This window comes from uncultured Gimesia sp., assembly GCF_963972345.1.
GTDB lineage: Bacteria > Planctomycetota > Planctomycetia > Planctomycetales > Planctomycetaceae > Gimesia.
This window is the reverse complement of record NZ_CAXAVM010000148.1, coordinates 1-18,107: the sequence shown is the minus strand read 5'-3', so window position 1 is coordinate 18,107 and position 18,107 is coordinate 1. Positions and strand designations below refer to the sequence as shown.

13 protein-coding genes are annotated in these 18,107 nt (G+C 50.5%); 5 read left to right on the top strand and 8 right to left on the bottom strand.

The window, feature by feature from the left end:
- A partial coding sequence (locus tag AACZ40_RS20835) for a hypothetical protein (RefSeq protein ID WP_339675705.1) occupies window positions 1-304 on the top strand: 304 nt, incomplete at its 5' end.
- A 29-nt stretch (window positions 305-333) separates the two neighbouring features.
- On the opposite strand, the gene AACZ40_RS20830 is transcribed toward AACZ40_RS20835, so the two are convergent.
- The 4 genes from AACZ40_RS20830 to AACZ40_RS20815 all read right to left on the bottom strand — a co-directional run bounded on the left by AACZ40_RS20830 (window position 334) and on the right by AACZ40_RS20815 (window position 5,373).
- Window positions 334-1,236, bottom strand: coding sequence for a hypothetical protein (locus AACZ40_RS20830; RefSeq protein ID WP_291173169.1), 903 nt, complete (start codon window positions 1,234-1,236; stop codon window positions 334-336).
- A 123-nt stretch (window positions 1,237-1,359) separates the two neighbouring features.
- On the bottom strand, window positions 1,360-2,661 hold the full coding sequence (locus AACZ40_RS20825) for a Gfo/Idh/MocA family oxidoreductase (protein WP_291173165.1): 1,302 nt from the start codon (window positions 2,659-2,661) through the stop codon (window positions 1,360-1,362).
- A 156-nt stretch (window positions 2,662-2,817) separates the two neighbouring features.
- Entirely contained in the window at window positions 2,818-3,723 is a 906-nt protein-coding gene (locus AACZ40_RS20820) for a sugar phosphate isomerase/epimerase family protein (RefSeq protein WP_291173162.1), read from the bottom strand.
- An 81-nt stretch (window positions 3,724-3,804) separates the two neighbouring features.
- Complete coding sequence (locus tag AACZ40_RS20815; protein WP_291173159.1) at window positions 3,805-5,373, bottom strand: hypothetical protein; 1,569 nt, start codon at window positions 5,371-5,373, stop codon at window positions 3,805-3,807.
- A 249-nt stretch (window positions 5,374-5,622) separates the two neighbouring features.
- On the opposite strand from AACZ40_RS20815, the gene AACZ40_RS20810 reads away from it, so the two are divergent.
- Window positions 5,623-6,438, top strand: a complete 816-nt coding sequence (locus AACZ40_RS20810) for a sugar phosphate isomerase/epimerase (protein WP_291173157.1) — start codon at window positions 5,623-5,625, stop codon at window positions 6,436-6,438.
- Between the two features lie 35 nt (window positions 6,439-6,473).
- On the opposite strand, the gene AACZ40_RS20805 is transcribed toward AACZ40_RS20810, so the two are convergent.
- Window positions 6,474-7,931 carry a pectate lyase gene (locus tag AACZ40_RS20805; RefSeq protein ID WP_291173155.1) on the bottom strand — a complete coding sequence of 486 codons (1,458 nt, stop codon included), beginning with the start codon at window positions 7,929-7,931 and terminating at the stop codon, window positions 6,474-6,476.
- A 214-nt stretch (window positions 7,932-8,145) separates the two neighbouring features.
- On the opposite strand from AACZ40_RS20805, the gene AACZ40_RS20800 reads away from it, so the two are divergent.
- A complete protein-coding gene (locus AACZ40_RS20800; protein WP_291173152.1) occupies window positions 8,146-9,537 on the top strand; it encodes an SLC13 family permease in 1,392 nt (463 codons plus the stop codon).
- A 105-nt stretch (window positions 9,538-9,642) separates the two neighbouring features.
- Window positions 9,643-10,575, top strand: a complete 933-nt coding sequence (locus tag AACZ40_RS20795) for a PmoA family protein (RefSeq protein ID WP_291173149.1) — start codon at window positions 9,643-9,645, stop codon at window positions 10,573-10,575.
- 9 nt (window positions 10,576-10,584) lie between these two features.
- Here AACZ40_RS20795 and AACZ40_RS20790 read toward each other — a convergent pair whose 3' ends face one another.
- Window positions 10,585-11,892: a BBP7 family outer membrane beta-barrel protein gene (locus tag AACZ40_RS20790; protein ID WP_291173147.1), complete on the bottom strand. Its 1,308-nt coding sequence runs from the start codon at window positions 11,890-11,892 to the stop codon at window positions 10,585-10,587.
- Between the two features lie 73 nt (window positions 11,893-11,965).
- A complete protein-coding gene (locus AACZ40_RS20785; RefSeq protein WP_291173144.1) occupies window positions 11,966-15,820 on the bottom strand; it encodes a hypothetical protein in 3,855 nt (1,284 codons plus the stop codon).
- Between the two features lie 817 nt (window positions 15,821-16,637).
- Between AACZ40_RS20785 and AACZ40_RS20780 the strand changes: the two genes are divergently transcribed.
- Window positions 16,638-17,570, top strand: a complete 933-nt coding sequence (locus tag AACZ40_RS20780) for a prenyltransferase/squalene oxidase repeat-containing protein (RefSeq protein ID WP_291173141.1) — start codon at window positions 16,638-16,640, stop codon at window positions 17,568-17,570.
- A 15-nt stretch (window positions 17,571-17,585) separates the two neighbouring features.
- Here the strand turns inward: AACZ40_RS20780 and AACZ40_RS20775 are convergent.
- The coding region (locus AACZ40_RS20775; protein ID WP_339675696.1) for a C4-type zinc ribbon domain-containing protein at window positions 17,586-18,107 on the bottom strand (522 nt) is incomplete at its 5' end.

The following is an 18,107-nucleotide window of genomic DNA, read 5'->3' as shown; positions in this document are numbered from 1 at the left end:
TGAGAATCGGGGACTGCAGCCAGCCAGGGACATCGTGCTCCAGGCAAAGATTCCCCGCATGTTCCGCGTTGTTTCCGTCGAAGCCCATCAGGGAAATCAGAAACTCAATCTCAGGCCGGAAGTAAATCAGGATATTCTCCGCGTCTCTCCCGTCCGTGAACTTCCGGCAGACGCATTTCTCCGATACACGATCCTCGTCAAAGCCATTGGCTCGGGTGATGGAGAGTTTAACGTCACGATTACCAGTGCGGATTCAGCGAAACTGGAAACTCAGGTTACCGAGATCACCACTGTGAACCGTTGATCGTCGCAGTGTTCATAAATTCCGACCTGCTAATCCTGCTTGAGATGTTCCGGAAAATCGCGTTCATATCGTTTTAACAGTGAATCCATATCGGCGGGAACGATGTAGATTTTGCCTCGAATGGTTTTTGTCTCGCCGGGCTGTAGTCCGCCTAATCGGAAATCGGCATGCAGGCAGCGGATCACACCTTGAAACAGTTCCTGGTATGGTTCAAATGCTGTGGCAAAGATCCATTGATTATCGCCACTATAACAGCCAATCAAACCGTTGCCGGGTACGTCCGGGTTTAACGGCCGGGGGTTCACATCAGTGCGTGGTACATTTTGCGGGCACCAGACCTGTCCGGGAACATAACGCGCTGTGGTAGCCCAGTTTCGCGTGGGCATGAACGCCGGTTTTCCATCCAGAAAAATAAATGACTTTTTGATATAGGCATATTTATCTTCGGTTGTGGAAGCCCCCTGTCCTGCAAATTCCCCTACCCGGATACAGGGTTGTGCCCAGTGGACTTCAGAACGCCGCTTGGTGGGATTGTGGGCCACCAGGTGAAAGTCAACTTCATCTGACTTTGCAGTGATGGTATGCTGAACCGTCACGCCATCGGCAACCGTGCATTTCAGCTTGAGTACCGTCTGATCTTCGTTCAGCGAGAGTGTCTGGGTTTCATGTTTGACCAGCGTGTGCTTCACCCAGTCAGCATCCGTCGAATTCGCACGACAATAGGCTTCCAGGTAATTGATGGGAATCTTTCCCCCCGGAATATGATCGCCTTGAATCAACAGCATATTGTTTTCACGAGCGAGCGTCAGACGGGGTTTCCCTTTTTCACGTTCTGTTGATTTTTCACTCCCCCGACAGGTGGACTCGGTAACACCCGGGCAGGTCACTGCCAGAACTGTCAGCAGCAAAAGCGAATTCGCGAGCGACTTCATCACTTCCTCCTGTTTTAATATGTATGATTGTCAGATTACCTTTTTGAATGGTCATTATAGAAAAACAACCGAAGTGCCTGACACACTCCGGTTGTTGATTCAAATTCATTTTTTCAGATTCACTTAGACGAAGGGAGTCACACCGGGAGTCGCGACCCTGGGTTCGGGCAGTGACATGGCCATATCGTATTTCGCGGGAGACAGATCTTCCTGGGAATTCATTGCCTGTTCCCAGGTGAGTGTCTTACCGGTATAAGCCGACATGCGGGCAATAATCCCCATCATGGAACTGTTGGCCATGTACTCACCGTTATTTATGACTTCCCCGTTTCTCAGCGCCTTGTACATCGCATCATGCTCAAGCTGATGCATATTGGTACGTCGTCGAGCACCTTTCCAGGGGTTCTTCCCTTCGATCTGGTATTTCATCAGTGTAGCTGTGCCTTCCGTGCCGGATACCGTGTCGACAAACATCGAACTGCAACCCAGCTGGTGCCGTGTAGATGCCACAAACTTTACGCCGTTCGCATACTCGTACACGGTACTGAAGTGATCAAAGATTTGACCATAATCTTCACCGGTTCGTGTCTGCCGACCGCCCGTGCTGTAGCAGCTGACAGGATATTCTCCCATCACCCATGACTGCTTATCCAGTTCGTGCACGAACTGCTCAGTGTTGAAGTCGCCTGAGAGCCAGGTGTAGTAATACCAGTTCCGCATCTGGTACTCCATGTCTGACCATTCGGGCTGGCGTTTCACCATTTTGGCAACACCACCCAGGTAGCGGGTGCTGTGCAAAGCGACGATATCACCAATTCCGCCATTGTGAATTTTATCAACCATCTGCTGCATACCGGTTTCATAACGCCAGCAGAGACCGGAAACGATCGTCAGGTTTTTCTTTTTGGCTTCAGCCGTTGTCTTTAATACAGAGCGGATCCCCGGTGCATCGACGGCGACCGGTTTTTCACAGAACACATGCTTGCCGGCATCGATACAGGCCTGCAGATGTTGTGGACGGAAATGAGGGGGGGTTGCCAGAATCACCAGATCCACGTCGGAATCAATCAGTTTCTGAAAGGCATCAAAACCAACAAATTTATGTTCCGCGTCGATTTTAACACGATCCTGAACGTCGGTCTTTTTCAGGTTCTGATAACTCTGTTCGAGCTGATCGCCAAATGCATCTGCCAGCGCCACCAGTTCGACATTGGAGTCAGCCCGCAGTGTCTGAGCAGCAGCCCCGGTTCCCCGACCACCACAGCCAACCAGTCCGACTTTGATCAATTCGGTACTGGCTGCGAATGCTCCAGAAGTTAACGCAGGGTTCACAACGAGCCCGGTGGTTGCCAGTGTGGCCAGAGACTGTTTCATGAATTTTCGGCGACTCTGGTTTGACTGGTGTTCAGATGCATTTTCGGACATGGAATAGACCTTTCATTCAGACGGTAGACAGTATGAGACTCTGTATCTGCTACTACGAAAATATTTGTTGAAGAGTTAACTACAGGCAGGATTAATTGAGGATAGTCATTCGCCGGCAAGGCTTCTTAATGACCATAATTTATTATCAATGCTCGTTCAGGCAAGATCAAGTGCACGATCCATGCGTTCCGAAATATCCTGCAATCTTTGTCGACCACCTCCTTTGACTTCCGCAGTCGCCCAGCCTTGCTTAAACCCTGTCTCATTCAAAGCTTTACGCACTTCAGGCCAGTTGCAGTCACCTTCTGTGATCTCTACCTGAAACCCTTTCCAGAGTCCTTCATCGACCTGTTTTTTTCGACTGTATTCTTTAATGTCGAGTTTGACGATCCGTGGCCCCAGGATGCGGATCCACTGTTCGGGCCAGCCGAACCGCACGACATTTCCGACATCAAAATAAACACCCGCCGCCGGACTCTCCAGTTCATCAATGAATCGGGCCATCTCCAGCGGACTCAGCAGAAAATTATTCCAGACATTTTCGACCAGCAATTTGATTCCCTGCTGTTCGGCATAAGGCAGATGCTTGCGCAGCTTGGCCTGCTGCTGTTGATACACGACATCATAGGGATGCTTGTCATCAACGCGTCCCGCGACAACCAGAACACTCGTGCCACCATAATATTTAGCCTGATCAATCGAGTCTTTCAGCTCATCGCGGCTGCTGTTCAGAAACCCGTGAACCTGCACTCCCGTTGCATCAATGGCCCGACGTACTTCTTTGGGATCCACTTTGGAGCGATAATGAATTTCCGTTCCGTCAAATCCCAGATCTTTCAGAATTCTGAATTTATCCAGCACTGAAACGGGTTCCGTAATCATCTGGTACTTCACCGCTTTTTTGATTCGGGTTTCCGGTTTCGCGGAGGACGTCTCAGCAGCAAACAGCGAGTTTGAGCGTGACAGTGTACCAGCCAGCAAGGTGGCTGAAGTCTCTTTGAGAAATGTTCTGCGGGAAGTCTGACTCGAAATGCCCCGTGTCGCAGCCACATGATCTTGCATGTTGTTCCCCTGATTTCAAGTTAAACTGCTGACCTTCATCAGACTGAGACGAATGTGTCTGTCCGCCGTGCAGAATTCGATTTATTTTTCTGAGTCAGCTTTCGAAGCCGATTTTGTTTTTCGCTGTAACGTCACTTCGACTTCTCCACTGTTATCTGCCAGTGCGTTCCAGGCATCATTCAACCGAAAATAAACAGTTCCACTCACCGGTGCCATCCAGCTGGCTTCTGCGCCGAGCGGATATTCTTTCAAGATGGAAAGAGGGTGAGTCAGCTTCATTTCGGGATCCGGTCTGATCATCATGATCAGTCGTCCCAGTGGCTGTCCCTTGAAGTATTGAATACTGATCCCGTCCGCAGTACTCTCCCAGGGTTCAGGCTCCCGGGCCAGTGTAAAGCGACCTCGCGCACTGACTTCATAGGCGTCTCCCTGCTCAACATGAACTCCGCTCGACTGCCAGCCTTTTTGGCTCTGAATCACAGCGGTCGCGCTGGTTCCAGGCGGCAGATCAGTACCGGCTGTAAATATCACCGCTGCATTCCGGGAATCGTAACCAGGCTGGAGATTGCGGGCAAACAGTAGCCAGGCATCATTTGCTTTGTCATAATCATCGCCAATCATCGCCTCCAGTTTTTTCTGAAACGTCTGCCCCTGCATGTGATGTGCCAGCGCACGAAACGGTTTCCCATAGTCAGGATGCTTGTCGAAGAACTGGCATAACGCCCAGGACCAGGCATACGCATCGTTGGTGCCGACAAAGTCGTGGGGTTGTAACTGCATGACTTCCAGCATTGATCGCGGAGGCGCCTGTTCTACGGCTTCTTCAATCAGTGTGATTCGCCCCAGGCCACCAAAATCATTTTTATTGTGAGGCATCACGTTTAACTGAATCTTACCGTCGGCATCCGTCGTGTGCGTTGCCAGGGATTCCGCAATTCCCTCAAGGTACCAGATGGGGGCACCAATATCGCCCATGATCATGCTGAAGCAGTGCGTATATTCGTGCAGCATCAGATGCTTGAGGTAGTAAGGCTGACTCTGGGCATCCATCCAGAACTGCGCCCCCTGATGCCGACCGTTCACAATCGCCGGCAGAGAAGCGAGAATCACCCCCGCTTCATAAAACGGTGCCCGGTTCTGCATGATGTAACCGGTCACCTGGAAGTCGGTCCCTTCCCGGTCCGGAGGCAGCGGGCCAAAATACTCCGTGAGTGCTTCATAAGCCTGATCTACAATTGCCGGCAGTGTTGCTGCAAGCTGGGGATCGATATCGGTATACAACTTCAGCCGCGGAGACTCGTAACAGTGGATTCCCAGCAGTTCCAGTCGTTGATCATTGTGAATGGGTCGTTGATCAGAGGGACGGTAGATTGTCTTGTCCGGCTTTGAAAGACCGGAACTGGCGGTCGCTGTTGTACCGGGAGTTTTTTTCGGCGGGTGCGAATTCTGTTCTACAGATTCAGCTTGGACAGAGTTTTCAGTTCCCGTCGCTTCAACAGGTGCCTCTGCTACAACGACCACGATTTCTTCCGCGGCAGGGGTAGATTTTTTTTCAGAACCACAGCCGTTGAGCAGACAGGATGAGACTGCCAGCGCAACATAAACTGTTCCTCTGATATCATCCCACATGGAAACTAGTCTCTTCATCATTAACTGCATTTTTCAGTGTGTTTACCTGACTGGATTCATCGCCGCTCGACCTGACTATTGTGACTGATTACGCGACTGGAGTCGAGTAACCTTTTGAAGTAACCTCTGAGTTGATCATTCTCGTCATTTTATGCAGAATGATCAGAACAGTTGTTGATGGCTGAAACAGCAGCTCCATCTTATTCTTACGTCAGATGCCTGCCAGAGAGTGAATCGTTTCTTCGTTTTTTCTTACAGGGGAGCCGCTCAATGAGTGCTTTTCGTTACAGTCTGAATGCCAGTACAATCCGCACGACTCCTCTGCTAGAAAAAATCAGCGTGACGGCGGAAGCCGGCTACGAGGGAATTGAACTCTGGTTTGATGAAGTCGAAGCGTATCTGGCTGCGGGAGGAACACTTCAGACGATTTCCTCTGCGATACAGGACTCGGGTCTGGCGATCCCCACGATGATCATGCTGCGCGACTGGTGGTCGGCCTCAGCAGAAGAATATCCGGCTGTTTTTGAAACCTGCCTGGGCCGCATCAGGATCGCTGCAGAACTGGGGGCCGAATACGTCATCGCCTGCCCGCATCGTGAGGTTCCTGACTACGATCTTGGCGGATTACGATATCGGGAACTGCTCGAAGCAGGCATCAAAGCCGGGGCTAAACCGGCAGTCGAATTTCTGGGATTTGTGGAAGCCGTCACCAAAATCGAAGACGCACTGCAGGTCGTCGAAAAATCGGGGCATCCTGAAGCCACACTGGTGCTGGATCCGTTTCATGTATTTCGGGGTGGCGGGACGATGGAAACGATTGCGCAACTCAAGCCGGCTCAGATCGCGATTTCCCATTTCAACGACGCCGTCGATACAATTCCCCGTGCCCAGCAGATGGACCCGGACCGAGTGCTTCCCGGCGATGGACACCTCGACCTGACCCGATACTGCCAGCTCTTGAAACAGATCGGCTATGACGGCTGGCTGTCACTCGAACTGTTCCGCGAAGATCTCTGGCAGCAGGACGCACTCAGTGTCGCCCGGCTGGGTCTGGAACGCATGCAGGCGATTGCTGAAAACGCCTGACCAGGCTCACGACTCTCTTTTACGAAGATCGCTGTTTAGTCTTTCTGTTTTGCAGCGACAAAGCTGGACAGTGCGGACAGATTCTGGATGAAGACACGGGTATCAATGGTGCGCAGATTTTCCTTACCCGATGCTTTGAGGTCACCCTGCCTGAGCCAGGCACCTTCTGAGTTCAGGGAATCGATGGCTGATTTTGCTTTTGCTGTCAGAGAGGGAGTCAGGCGGACCCGCCGGGTGGGGAATCGCATGGAAGCCAGCTTTTCGGGTGAATCATCCAGCAGTTTCCGATAACGGCTTTCCAGTGAATCGACGCTGGAGTTGATAATGAAGCCGTAATGGGTGGGCAGGTCATTGTCCTGATAGGTCAACTCATATTTTTTCGTAAAATACAGAGGTCGATTGGTCTTCAATTCATAAAAGCGAGCCAGTTTTCCGCCGGGCAGTTCCGACTTTTTTAAATACGCCAGCGCCGGTGGAATCGGTTTCAAGTATTTTTTATCGCCAGTATAGATGTAGATCTGCATCAGGGTCTTGATAATGCCTTGCGACTCGCCACCGGTGACGGCAGGGGGTTCGAACTTGCGGGCCCAGGCAGGTTGCATCTGGCTGTTATACTGCTGTGCCCAGGCTGGTTGTGGCTCGGGCATCTGTGCCAGTATGATAAAGTCACCCGCTTTCAGTGCGGCCCGTTGATAGCGTTCATCCTGATACACGTGATGCGCCAGAAACATGACGCCGACCAGATCCTCAATGAGGTTGTCATTGAACGTGTAGTAATCGAGGTATTTTTTCTTCGGGAACTCACGCGACCAGCTGTCAGGATAATTCGCTTTGATCACAGGATAATCCTCAGGATCAGGCGGACTGTCAAAACGTTGCGGCCAGCCCCCGTTGGGATACTGTGCTTTCAATAATGCGTTCAATGCATACATGGTCGCTTCATGAATCGGTTCATCCTGAAACTTCAGTTCCTGATCCAGCAGAATCAGAAAGTGTAATGCAGCCTGGGTAGTATTATCATCCAGTGTGGTCGTATTGCGTGCTTTGGGACCGCCGCCATTGACGCGATACTGATAGGCTTTGCGGTCTGCGAAATCGATATAGTAATTCCAGCCTCCCGATTTCAACTGGCCATTTACCAGCGCCATCGCGGCTGCTTTTGCTGCTGCGAGTAAATAAGGCTCTCCCGTTTGCTGATAGGCTCTGAGAAACGCTTCACCCACACTCGGTGTTCCCGGCGGCTGAACCCAGATGCGGGAAGCGGGCGCCCGATTCTCCCCTTCCCGGTCTTTGAGGTCCTGGCTGTACTTCCAGAGATAGCCGCCTTCGGTGGAAACCTGGCTCGTAAAATAGTTCGTTGCCTGCTGCATTGCTTTGCGCGCAGCCGCTTCCGTTACTTCGGCACCTGGAACATCGTCAGTCAGACTCAAAAGAAAAACAGAACCGATTCCAAACAACAAACTCTTTCTCAAAATCCGGCGCATTTCAGACATGAACTTCGGTTCCTTTTCTCAATAGCTGTATGACAGGCAAGACGAAATTATCCTACAGCAAATCCGGATCGAACGGAAGCAAAGCCCTTTCTTAACTTCTTTCAGTAACGCAGGCTCCAATTTCTGGCAGGTACTGGGTTGCGTCAGCGACAATTCTATGTAATGCTCTTACCCATTCACAAAATTCACCTAAGATTTTCCCGGAGAAGCGCTTATGTTGGAAAACTATCCATTTGTGATTCTTGGCATCGGGATTGCCATCGTCATCGGCATGATAATTTTTCTGAAGATCAATGCGTTTCTGGCGCTGATTACCGCTGCGATGGCCGTCAGTCTGCTCGGCCCCGAATCAGCCGACGGAATCAATCGCATGAAACGCGTGGCGATTGCCTTTGGTGACTCTGTTTCCGGGATTGGAATCGTGATCGCGCTGGCAGCGATTATCGGGAAATGCATGATGGATAGCGGAGCCGCCGATCGAATTGTGCGCACGTTTCTCAGAGCGCTGGGTGAAAAGAATGCCTCTGTTGCGCTGATGGGCAGCGGCTTCGTCCTCGCTGTGCCGGTCTTTTTTGATACGGTCTTCTATCTGTTGATTCCGTTAGCACGCTCGCTGTACCGCAGCACGCAGCGCAACTACCTGATGTATATCATGGCGATTGCCGCTGGCGGCGCGATTACTCATACGCTCGTTCCCCCGACTCCCGGTCCGCTGGCGATGGCAGAGTACCTGGGTGTGGACCTGGGAAAAATGATTTTTGTCGGCACTCTGGTCGCTTTGCCAGCTGCATTTGTCGGTATTCTATATGCGAAGTTTGCCAATCACATGATGAATATTCCCATGCGGGACGTCGCTGAGCATAAAGACCCCGATCCACTTGAGGACCACGAACTTCCCTCACTGATCGTTTCACTCTGCCCGATTGTTCTGCCCGTTCTGATGATCACGGCGAATACACTCGTCAATTCCCTGGTGGACGCCAAGATTGGTCCCCAGAGTTTGCTGACCAGCCTCAGCCCGTATACTTCGATCATTGGTGATGCCAACTTTGCACTGTTAGTCGCCACCGCGATCTCCTTAATCATCCTGTTGCGACAGCGCGGCTTAACGCTTCTGCAGTTAAGCGCCACTGTTGAACAGGCTTTGATGAGCGGCGGCGTCATCATTCTGATTACTGCAGGCGGAGGTGCCTTCGGAAAAATGCTCACAGTGGCGCAAATTGGCCCTGCGATCCAGGCGATGTTCAGCACAGAGTCGGGGGGCACTGGAATGAGCTTTCTGTTTCTGGGATTCGGAATCGCAGCCCTGCTGAAAGTCGCACAGGGGTCAAGCACAGTTGCCATGATCACAACTTCGGCGATGCTCGCTACGATGAATATCAATTCAGAACTGCTTGGTTTTGATCCTGTCTATCTGGCTACCGCCATTGGTGCCGGCTCTCTGATCGGTTCCTGGATGAACGACAGTGGCTTCTGGATCTTCTGCAAGATGAGCGGACTGACCGAAGAAGAGGCCCTTAAATCCTGGACACCCCTTCTGTTTGTACTCGGCTGCACGAGTATGGCGACCACCATCCTGCTCTCCATCGTCTGGCCGATGTCATAGTACTTATTTGACAGTCTGCTTTACATCAATGCGAGCGCGGTCTACTCTGAATGGAAGTTCTCCCATCAGTCAGACTTGTAATTTCCGCTTGAGAGGAGTCCGGAGATGAGCGACCTGTTTCCGCAGTGCGAGATTGTTCCTCAACCCGATTCTCAGTTTTCGTTTCGTATTCAAGGCCAGGAACGGTTGCGCTGGCATTATGCGCCGCATTACTCCCGACCCTTTTTCTATCCCCTGACCGGACCAGCGGGTGTCCCGTTAACCCGGATCGGGCATCCCGGCGCGCCCAATCATGACCATCATCGTTCAATCTGGTTCGCACACCACCGGGTGCTGGGAATCAACTTCTGGGCAGAAAACACGGGAGCGACAATCACACAGAAACGCTGGCTCTCCATCGACGAAAACGACGACGAAGCGATCCTGGCAGTGGATCTGGAATGGCGCGATGGACACGACCCCCAGCCTCTGCTGCGTCAGGAACTGATCTCTGCCATCCGGACGAACCTGAAACAGGAACTGTTCCTGGAACTGCAGACAACGTTTTATCCGACTGCGGAATCCCTGGAGTTTCAGAAAACAAATTTCGGTTTCCTGGCAGTGCGTGTCGCAAAATCGATTTCCAGTTATTTCGGTGCGGGAAAAATCACGAACAGTCGCCAGCAGACTGGTGAAAAGTCGATCTTTGGAAAACCGGCTGAGTGGATGGATTATTCCGGCCCCGTTTCTCCAGAGCTCACCGAGGGGATTAGTTACTTTTATCATCCTGCGAATCCAGTCGCTGGATCAACGGGTCCCGTTTCGTGGCATGTCCGCGAAGATGGCTGGATGGGAGCGTCGCCTTGCATGCATGGCCCCCTGGAAACGACTCGTAAGAGGCCGTTAACGTTCCGGTTTCTGCTGCATGCCCATGCTGGCCCATTGAATCATGACGAGGCAGACAGTTTCTACCAGCAGTTTTCGCAGAGCCAGCCTTACCAGTTGCGTCAGCCGAAAAAGCGGCACACCACTGCAACTGTCAGTCGATTGACTTCCTGAAAAGACTGATTACCAGATAAATTCAATTCCGGCGGTAATACCATCGGCAGAGAACTTGGAATGCTGTTCACGGACTTTGGTGCCGGTAGCCGGATTTGTAGCCGTACGGTCTTCATTGTAGTCAATGATGTCATAGGCACGGGAAATCTGACCGATGAACAGGTAATCGTAGCCGACGAAGCAACGAATATGTTCATTCACATTCAGCTTGGCATAAACGGAAACCTGAAATGTGGGTGAGAATTCATTGTTTTTCTGTACGGATACAATTGTCGGATCGGTGGCTTCAAACAACTGGTCTGTGCGTACCTGATTGGTATCCCGGTTGAACCCGAAAGTGAATTTAGGCTCTGCACCGATGGTGAAGCGGCTGTGTTTGTACTCTGCCCGGGCACCAATCGTGGGACCAAACACACGGTTTTCGACTTTCGAATAGATTGTTGTCGTTCGAGGCGTTCCAATTCCGCCTCCGGAATCCACGCCTACCTGGTTCATCGTTTCCCGCAGACTGACGAAACGAAAACCAAACAGAGGCTGCATCCGAAATCCTTCTCCAGGGAGATAAGGATCCAGAATATAATTCACCCCCGTCCCGAACATTTCCGTATCCAGGTTAACGGTATAGCTCGTATCGTACACATTCGTATTGGAGGCCAGGTCTCCATTCACATCAAAGTTGGTTACCACCACAAGGTCATCATCCGGAATGTCAGTTGACCGAGTTGTGTAAATTGAAGCAGTGGGACGAGTGGATTCGTTTTTGAAGATTCCCCAGACATTCCAGTCCAGGGATCCATTCTCGACCGGGAAGGCTAACGCGGCTCGCATGCCGTTTGTATCCATACTCCGATCGATATAATTCAGGGCGACGCCGTCTCCCCGTGCGATGCCTGTCGATCTGTCGAACACAGGTGTGGGCTCGGTGGGATCCGGAACCCCCAGAATTGGTGCACTTAACAGGATGTTATCCGGCCCTTCGAGCGACCAGTGCAGATATTCCAGTTTTAAAGTCGTCGAACGAAACATGCTTTTAATCGATTTGTCGACGGGAGAATCATAGGTCCAGCCCCGATCAACGGGCATCTGTCGAACCAGGGACCTGGAATAGGTATTGATTCCCGAGAACAGACCTGGGTCTTTTATGTATTCTTCATCCACCATGTCGGAATCACCGTGCATGATAATTTCAGTTGTGCCATCATCGCCTGCTGCTGCTTGATGTATCCCGACAGGCAAACCAGTCGAGCACAGCAACACCAGTAGTGCACTCAGTCTGAATGGAGTAATCATCATTACTTTCCAGGATGTGCGACTCATCGATTTAAAACCTTACAATATTTGGATCAAAACACACCAGAGTGTTAATTAAACAAGACATTCTGTTTGATGACTAGGGGAGCAGGAAGCCATTCAGGCTAATCTGACCATCAAATGTACCCCCACCAGGATTGAACAACAGGAAGCTGTTGTTGTTCCCGACAGAAGTGATATTCACGATATTATTAACACCGGTTCCCAATGTCAGAGGACCGTTTGTCATTGCATTGAACCCGACCGCCGTATCGATGAATAAATTGCCATCGAACAGGCCAATCTGGTTATTATCAATGATCACAGAAGAAGAAGAGGCGTTAACCAGATCGAAGAAGATTGCACGTGCATTCAAGCCGGTCATATTGATCAAGTTAGAATCAATTTGCACATTGGAGTTTGCAGCGAGGTCAAGAAAACGGAGCCCGTAGGAACCCGTTCCGCCCATGATAAATCCCTGAGCGTTGTTGTTTGCAATCAGGATATTGGAGGGCCCTTCGGTTGAAACTTCTATACCTCTACTGACGGTACCCGCGAAAGTAAAGGAGTTATTATTCGTTACTGTCAGCGTCATCAGGTCTGAAAGATCTGTACTGGTCGCGTCCACTTCGATACCGACATTATTGGTAGCTCCTGTGCCTACAAAATTGTTGGAATCATTGATAAACATACTCAAAGGCCCTTCCCAGATGACGCTCAGGTTGGATGTATCAGAGCTACTGTTGGTCACAGTATTCCGCTCCATCACCAGGCTCATCAGAGAGTCGTCAAGCAGTCCGCCTGACTCAATGCGAATTGCATCTGCACTGTCGTCCGTAATCGTATTGTCCTGCAGGATGACGCTGAAGATATCATTGTTCGTATCATCAACTTCGATATTCACCAGGTAGTCCAGGGAATGTTCGTCGAGGGCATTTCCGTTGTCCAGGAGTTCGGACTCGGTCAGCGTGAATGTGCGACCATTGACAACGCGGATACCGGTGCCCAGCGAGTCTTCTACCCGGACCCGTGTGAGATTGACCTCGGGGCCGTCTGCCACAGTTGTTTGATGCCATTCGATACCGGATGTGAGCGGAATCTGAATTTCCAGACCATCGATATTCACACGCCCGATATCTTCCATCCAGACACCATGCTGGGCATCCAGAATGGTACCACCGGCTTCGAGCGAATTTCCGTCCCCGGTAATCCCGAATAGCCCGGGTGTCCGCACCAGACGGATACCGGCACTGTTCAGATAAAATTCGGCATCACCGGCTGCACCGCCGGGTGTCAGTGGAGGTCCCGAGGTATTGCTGGCGTTCACAGCAGTCAGATTCATTGAGATATTGGAATCTTCAATATCAATCGCTGCAGCGTCGGTAACGGAAATAACCCCGCCGTTTGAGCTGATTGTTCCGGTATTATTATTGGCAATCAACGCCAGGTTATTGGTTGCGGTAATGTTCAACACACCAAAATTTACGTTCCCGGGGTTATCATGCACATACACACCCACGGCCGGGTTGACTAACGGATCGACTATGGCAGTATAGGCTGCACTGTTCGCATTCACGTTCAGAGAGGAAAAGCTGATCGCCGCGTTCGAATTAAGTATATTGACCACCGGTACGGTAGTACCAACGGTTCCCGTGGCCGTCGTATTGCCGAAGGATACGGTGCGCGTTGTTACGCCATTGCCCGCGTTATCGAGCAAGAGTACAGAATTGGTTAAGCTGTTGTTCGAAAGGTTAGTCGTACCCATACGGATCAGCGGACTGTCGTTGAGCACAATAAAGGCTTCATTGGCAGTACCGGAAATCGTTGTTGTACCGGACACGCTGAAGGTACCCGTATTACCTCCATTATTAAATGAAATCCCTTCGCCGTTACTTCCCGTGATTCCCAGGCTTCCGCCGAACGAAATATTTCCTGAGGTATTATTGATATCAATGCCATGGTCTGTAGCAGCCGAGACACCATTGGTAATCGTTGTATTTCCTACGACAGCTATATTGCCTGTCAGATTTTCCACCAGGATACCTGTTCCATTTCGATTCAGAATATTGATATCCTGCATCTGGTACACTCCCAGGTAATCTTCCACGAAGATGCTCGCATCCGTCGCAGAATCAATAATGGTGGCAGCCTGGGCTGTATTTCGGAAGGTGACAACGGCATTGGCAGAACCACCGGTCACATGAATCCCTTCATTGGTGCTGCCTGTAATCGTCACGTTATCTAAAACGGCACCACCGCTGATATTGTTAATCAAGACCCCCTGACTGTTCGTATCTGTGACTGAAGATCCGGTCATATTGATGGAACCACCCGTCGTATTTTGAATCAATACGGCTCGTCCCGCGTCCGTGTTCTCAATCGTACCGGTATCGAAGCGGACCAGTGCATCACCGCCATCGACGACAAAGGCATCCCCCGTAGAGTTCGTTACATTGGTAGATTCAAAGTCCAGGCTGCCTGAGACACTGCTCAGGTAGATGCCTTCTCCAACTGCGTTATTGACATCAACATAATTCACAGTCGTTTCCGAAACTCCAATTCCGACTACACCCCGGCCCGTAGGATCATTGAGGATGAAACCGGAAAATTCACTGTCTGATGCCAGAATCACACCGTCGCCAACAGTATCGTTAAAGGTAGGTCTGACAAAACTGTCAGGTCTGAGTGGATCACCATAAGCAGGAGAATTGGGCAGCAGCTTCGGTCCAAATCCTGAAATATTGATGAAGTGGTCCACACCCTGACCTTCACCGAGAACACGCTCGCCTGCAGTCAAAGTAATGGGGGCAGCGTTATCATAAAAACTGCCGGCATGCGTAAAGATGATATCTCTGTCTGGTCCGGCTTGCGCATCCGGAATCGTCTGGTAAGGATCCAGAACCGTACCGGTACCACCAGGAGCAGCGTAAGAATCGACATGCGAGATCGTCCACGGCAGACCGGTGTCCGGGTTGATTGCGACCAGTCCGCTGTCAACAACTTTCTTTTGTTCGATGACAACGTTGTAGTTTTTGCGAACCCGTTCCGCCATCCGATACATCTGGGTGGATTTTTCCATTTCGTTCCACTCAGGACGACCGGCAAAGGTCCAGGTCACATTGAAGAATACGTTGGTATTAAATGTGTCATCGCTGGTAATACTGAGTTCCGTCAGAACATTGGGTAATGGATAGGCCTGTAACCGACCGCGCCAGCCCCAGACATCTTCGCTTTCCGATGCCTGAAATCCGTAGGTACCTGCATACGCGCGAGCCTGAAACTGCTGCGCCAGCTCACCATAGATGGGCACCCCGATTTCCGCATCGAAACCACGCATCGCGGTTCCCAGCGTTCGTGTCTGATCATACAGTACATTGAATTCAGAAAATCTCTGACTGCCTTCATTAAAATCCAGGCTCAATTCCTGACGACGATTTCCAATGGGCAGGTAAAAGTTACCGTTCGCATCCCAGTAACGCCCCATCGTTTCCACGTTCAAGGCCAGCTGCTGGAAAATTTTATTGGTCGAGTCATCGCGGTCATAGTAAAAACTGGCACCGAAGATCCGGTCGGAATCATAGTTGTAGAATCGATAGCCCAGGCCGGCACCACCACCCAGGTTCCCCCGATTGGTTCGCCACAGCCGGAAATTCCCGAACAACATCCCGGCATCATCCGGATTTTTTGTGTGAGTAAACAGGTATGGCATGGCTTCGATGTGAGAGATCGATTCATCCAGACCTACTGTTTTACCAGCCTGATGACCGGCCCGAAAAAGAGTTCCCATGCCGTTGCCCGGCACGACGGAGGATATTCCGTCAAGTGTATCTGTTGTCTCTGAACCATCGGCAATGATCGTCGAAAATTCGACTTCATCCTCGGCTAATAATGTTCCTGACATGGCGGATATCGCCAGAACGATTACGCCGGCAATCAGGCGAAATGCAATTTTCATAAATCGTCCAGAATAGCTTGATGTCAACACAGGCATCTGTTTCACCTCGGCAAAGCACGCTGAGTGCATTTTGGCGTTTTCGTCCCGCTCTGTTCTATTTTGATCTGTCATGAAATTGTTTTGATCTATGACAATTTTTTCAGGAAAATCCATGAGATTATCTCAACAAGTAATCTTCTGAATTCGGGAATGAGCCAGGGAGAATTCTCCACAGACTCGATTAATCAAGTCGTATTTACACTACACACGCACATTCAATGACAGAACATTCCACCACAGGCAGAAACCGTCCCCGGTAGGGAACATGTCCGTTATTGAAGGTCTATCTGATAATGATTGTTTTTAAGGAGTGGGTTCAGTTCGATCAGTGAATCAAGATCAGGAGAGAGGCCGTGATCATGACTGTTTCCTCGAATGAGGCACTGGTCATCCTGTGATTGGATATGTTGTGACACAATCCGGGAAAAATCAGCTTTTTCACGGAAACGTGTTACGGTGATTTGATTAGTTTACTGGTTGTTTTTAATGTGAATTGTGACTCGGAAGAATCGTAGATCCGTCTGAAGCTCAGGCAGATCCGGGTAGATTGTAAAAAAGAGCGTTCCGAATGGTTTACTTGATTTACAGTCTGGAGAGAGAATGATTCTTTGAGTTTTAGAGATGTTGGGCGGGAACATATTCAAAATTCAGATTCGACGAAAGACGAATTTGACGTTTCCCATGAGAAAATCTGGACAATTTTCAAAATAGTCCCACGAAAACAGCTTCACATTCCCGCCTGTCATCCAACCTTTTCCCCTTAAGGCCTGCAGTTTTTATGAATCACCAGCCCTATTTACTGAATTTGGCCCTCCGCCTGGCGGAAGGTCTGGAGAAATGGCCGACAGCTTCTCTGGAGAAACATCGCCAGTTCATTTTATCACAACAGCAGCCCGACGGGGGCTTTTCAGGCAGGGAGGAAGGATCAGACCTCTATTATACGGGCTTTGCAGTGCGGAGCCTGGGAATTCTAGGTGGAGTTCAACCAGCAGAGTGTGGGAAGATCAGTGACTACCTCAGGCAGTTTCAGATCGAAAAACTGTCGACCATTGACCTCTTGAGCTGGCTGTACTGCGCATTGATTACGCAGGCTTCTGGTGGAGAAGATCTGCTGCAAACTGTTCCTGCAGACTGGAATTCAGAAATCGCCAGTTCGCTGGAACGTCTGAGAACGGCAGATGGAGGTTACGCGAAATCAGAACAGGGGGCACTGGGCAGCACTTACCACAGTTTTCTGATCGTGCTGATTTATCAGTTGATCGGCCTGGATCTCCCCGAACCCAATCGCCTGATTCAATTCCTCTATGACAGACAGCGCGACGATGGTGGTTTTGTCGAAATTTCCCCCATGAAGCGGAGTGGAACGAACCCCACAGCAGCAGCGGTCGCGACATTGAACATCCTGAACAGCATGGATGACGAACTCAAAAATGATGTTCAGGACTTCCTGAAGCAGGTCAAAAGTTCCGAAGGAGGCTTTCAGGCCAATACCAGAATTCCTTTCGCAGATGGTTTATCCACCTTTACCGGCTTATTGACCGCGCAGGATCTGGAACTGGAAGCATTGATTGACCTGGACCAGGTACAGAAATTCATGACCGAATGGCTGGAGTTTCCTACCGGAGGCTTTCGCGGAGCCAGCTGGGATGAACAGGCAGACGTGGAATACACGTTTTATGGACTGGGTGTGCTGGCTCTGCTGGGACGCTGAAACTACAGCCCGGGATTATTCGGAACTCTCTTCCAGATACAGCAGACGCCCGCAAGACTTACAGAACACGAGCCGCCCTGAGTTCAATTCGACGCGTAACTGAGGCTCAATCATGACGTTACAGGCAGAGCAGAATCGTCCAGCAACAAAAGCCAGCGCCCCGGCTCCATGCGATCGAACCAGTCTTGCAAACTGTACTTTAATACTGTCAGGAATGATCTGTTCTGCATCCGAGATCGCCGCATTACACTCTTTAATCTCTTCATCGAGTGAATCACGCATCGACGCGAAGTCTTGTTCCAGCTTTTTGGCTTCGGCGTGCGCTGCCTCTTTTTTCCTGACCCAATCCTGAACTTCCGTTTCAGTGGCGTCAATTTTATCCATCAGTTCCAGAATTTCATCTTCCAGCACACTGTTGGCCATCTGGTCTGCTTCAATCTGACCTTTGATAATGTCAAATTCTTTGTTGGAAGAAGCGGTATTCAGTTTTCCCTTCAGGCTCAGGATTTTTGCTTCATTGGTCTGCAGATCCAGATT

Excerpts from the sequence above, each read along its gene's own strand:
- AACZ40_RS20830 (WP_291173169.1), bottom strand. The coding sequence starts at position 1,236 with ATGAAGTCGCTCGCGAATTCGCTTTTGCTGCTGACAGTTCTGGCAGTG.
- AACZ40_RS20825 (WP_291173165.1), bottom strand. The coding sequence starts at position 2,661 with ATGTCCGAAAATGCATCTGAACACCAGTCAAACCAGAGTCGCCGAAAA.
- AACZ40_RS20820 (WP_291173162.1), bottom strand. The coding sequence starts at position 3,723 with ATGCAAGATCATGTGGCTGCGACACGGGGCATTTCGAGTCAGACTTCC.
- AACZ40_RS20815 (WP_291173159.1), bottom strand. The coding sequence starts at position 5,373 with ATGATGAAGAGACTAGTTTCCATGTGGGATGATATCAGAGGAACAGTT.
- AACZ40_RS20810 (WP_291173157.1), top strand. The coding sequence starts at position 5,623 with ATGAGTGCTTTTCGTTACAGTCTGAATGCCAGTACAATCCGCACGACT.
- AACZ40_RS20805 (WP_291173155.1), bottom strand. The coding sequence starts at position 7,931 with ATGTCTGAAATGCGCCGGATTTTGAGAAAGAGTTTGTTGTTTGGAATC.
- AACZ40_RS20800 (WP_291173152.1), top strand. The coding sequence starts at position 8,146 with ATGTTGGAAAACTATCCATTTGTGATTCTTGGCATCGGGATTGCCATC.
- AACZ40_RS20795 (WP_291173149.1), top strand. The coding sequence starts at position 9,643 with ATGAGCGACCTGTTTCCGCAGTGCGAGATTGTTCCTCAACCCGATTCT.
- AACZ40_RS20790 (WP_291173147.1), bottom strand. The coding sequence starts at position 11,892 with ATGAGTCGCACATCCTGGAAAGTAATGATGATTACTCCATTCAGACTG.
- AACZ40_RS20785 (WP_291173144.1), bottom strand. The coding sequence starts at position 15,820 with ATGAAAATTGCATTTCGCCTGATTGCCGGCGTAATCGTTCTGGCGATA.
- AACZ40_RS20780 (WP_291173141.1), top strand. The coding sequence starts at position 16,638 with ATGAATCACCAGCCCTATTTACTGAATTTGGCCCTCCGCCTGGCGGAA.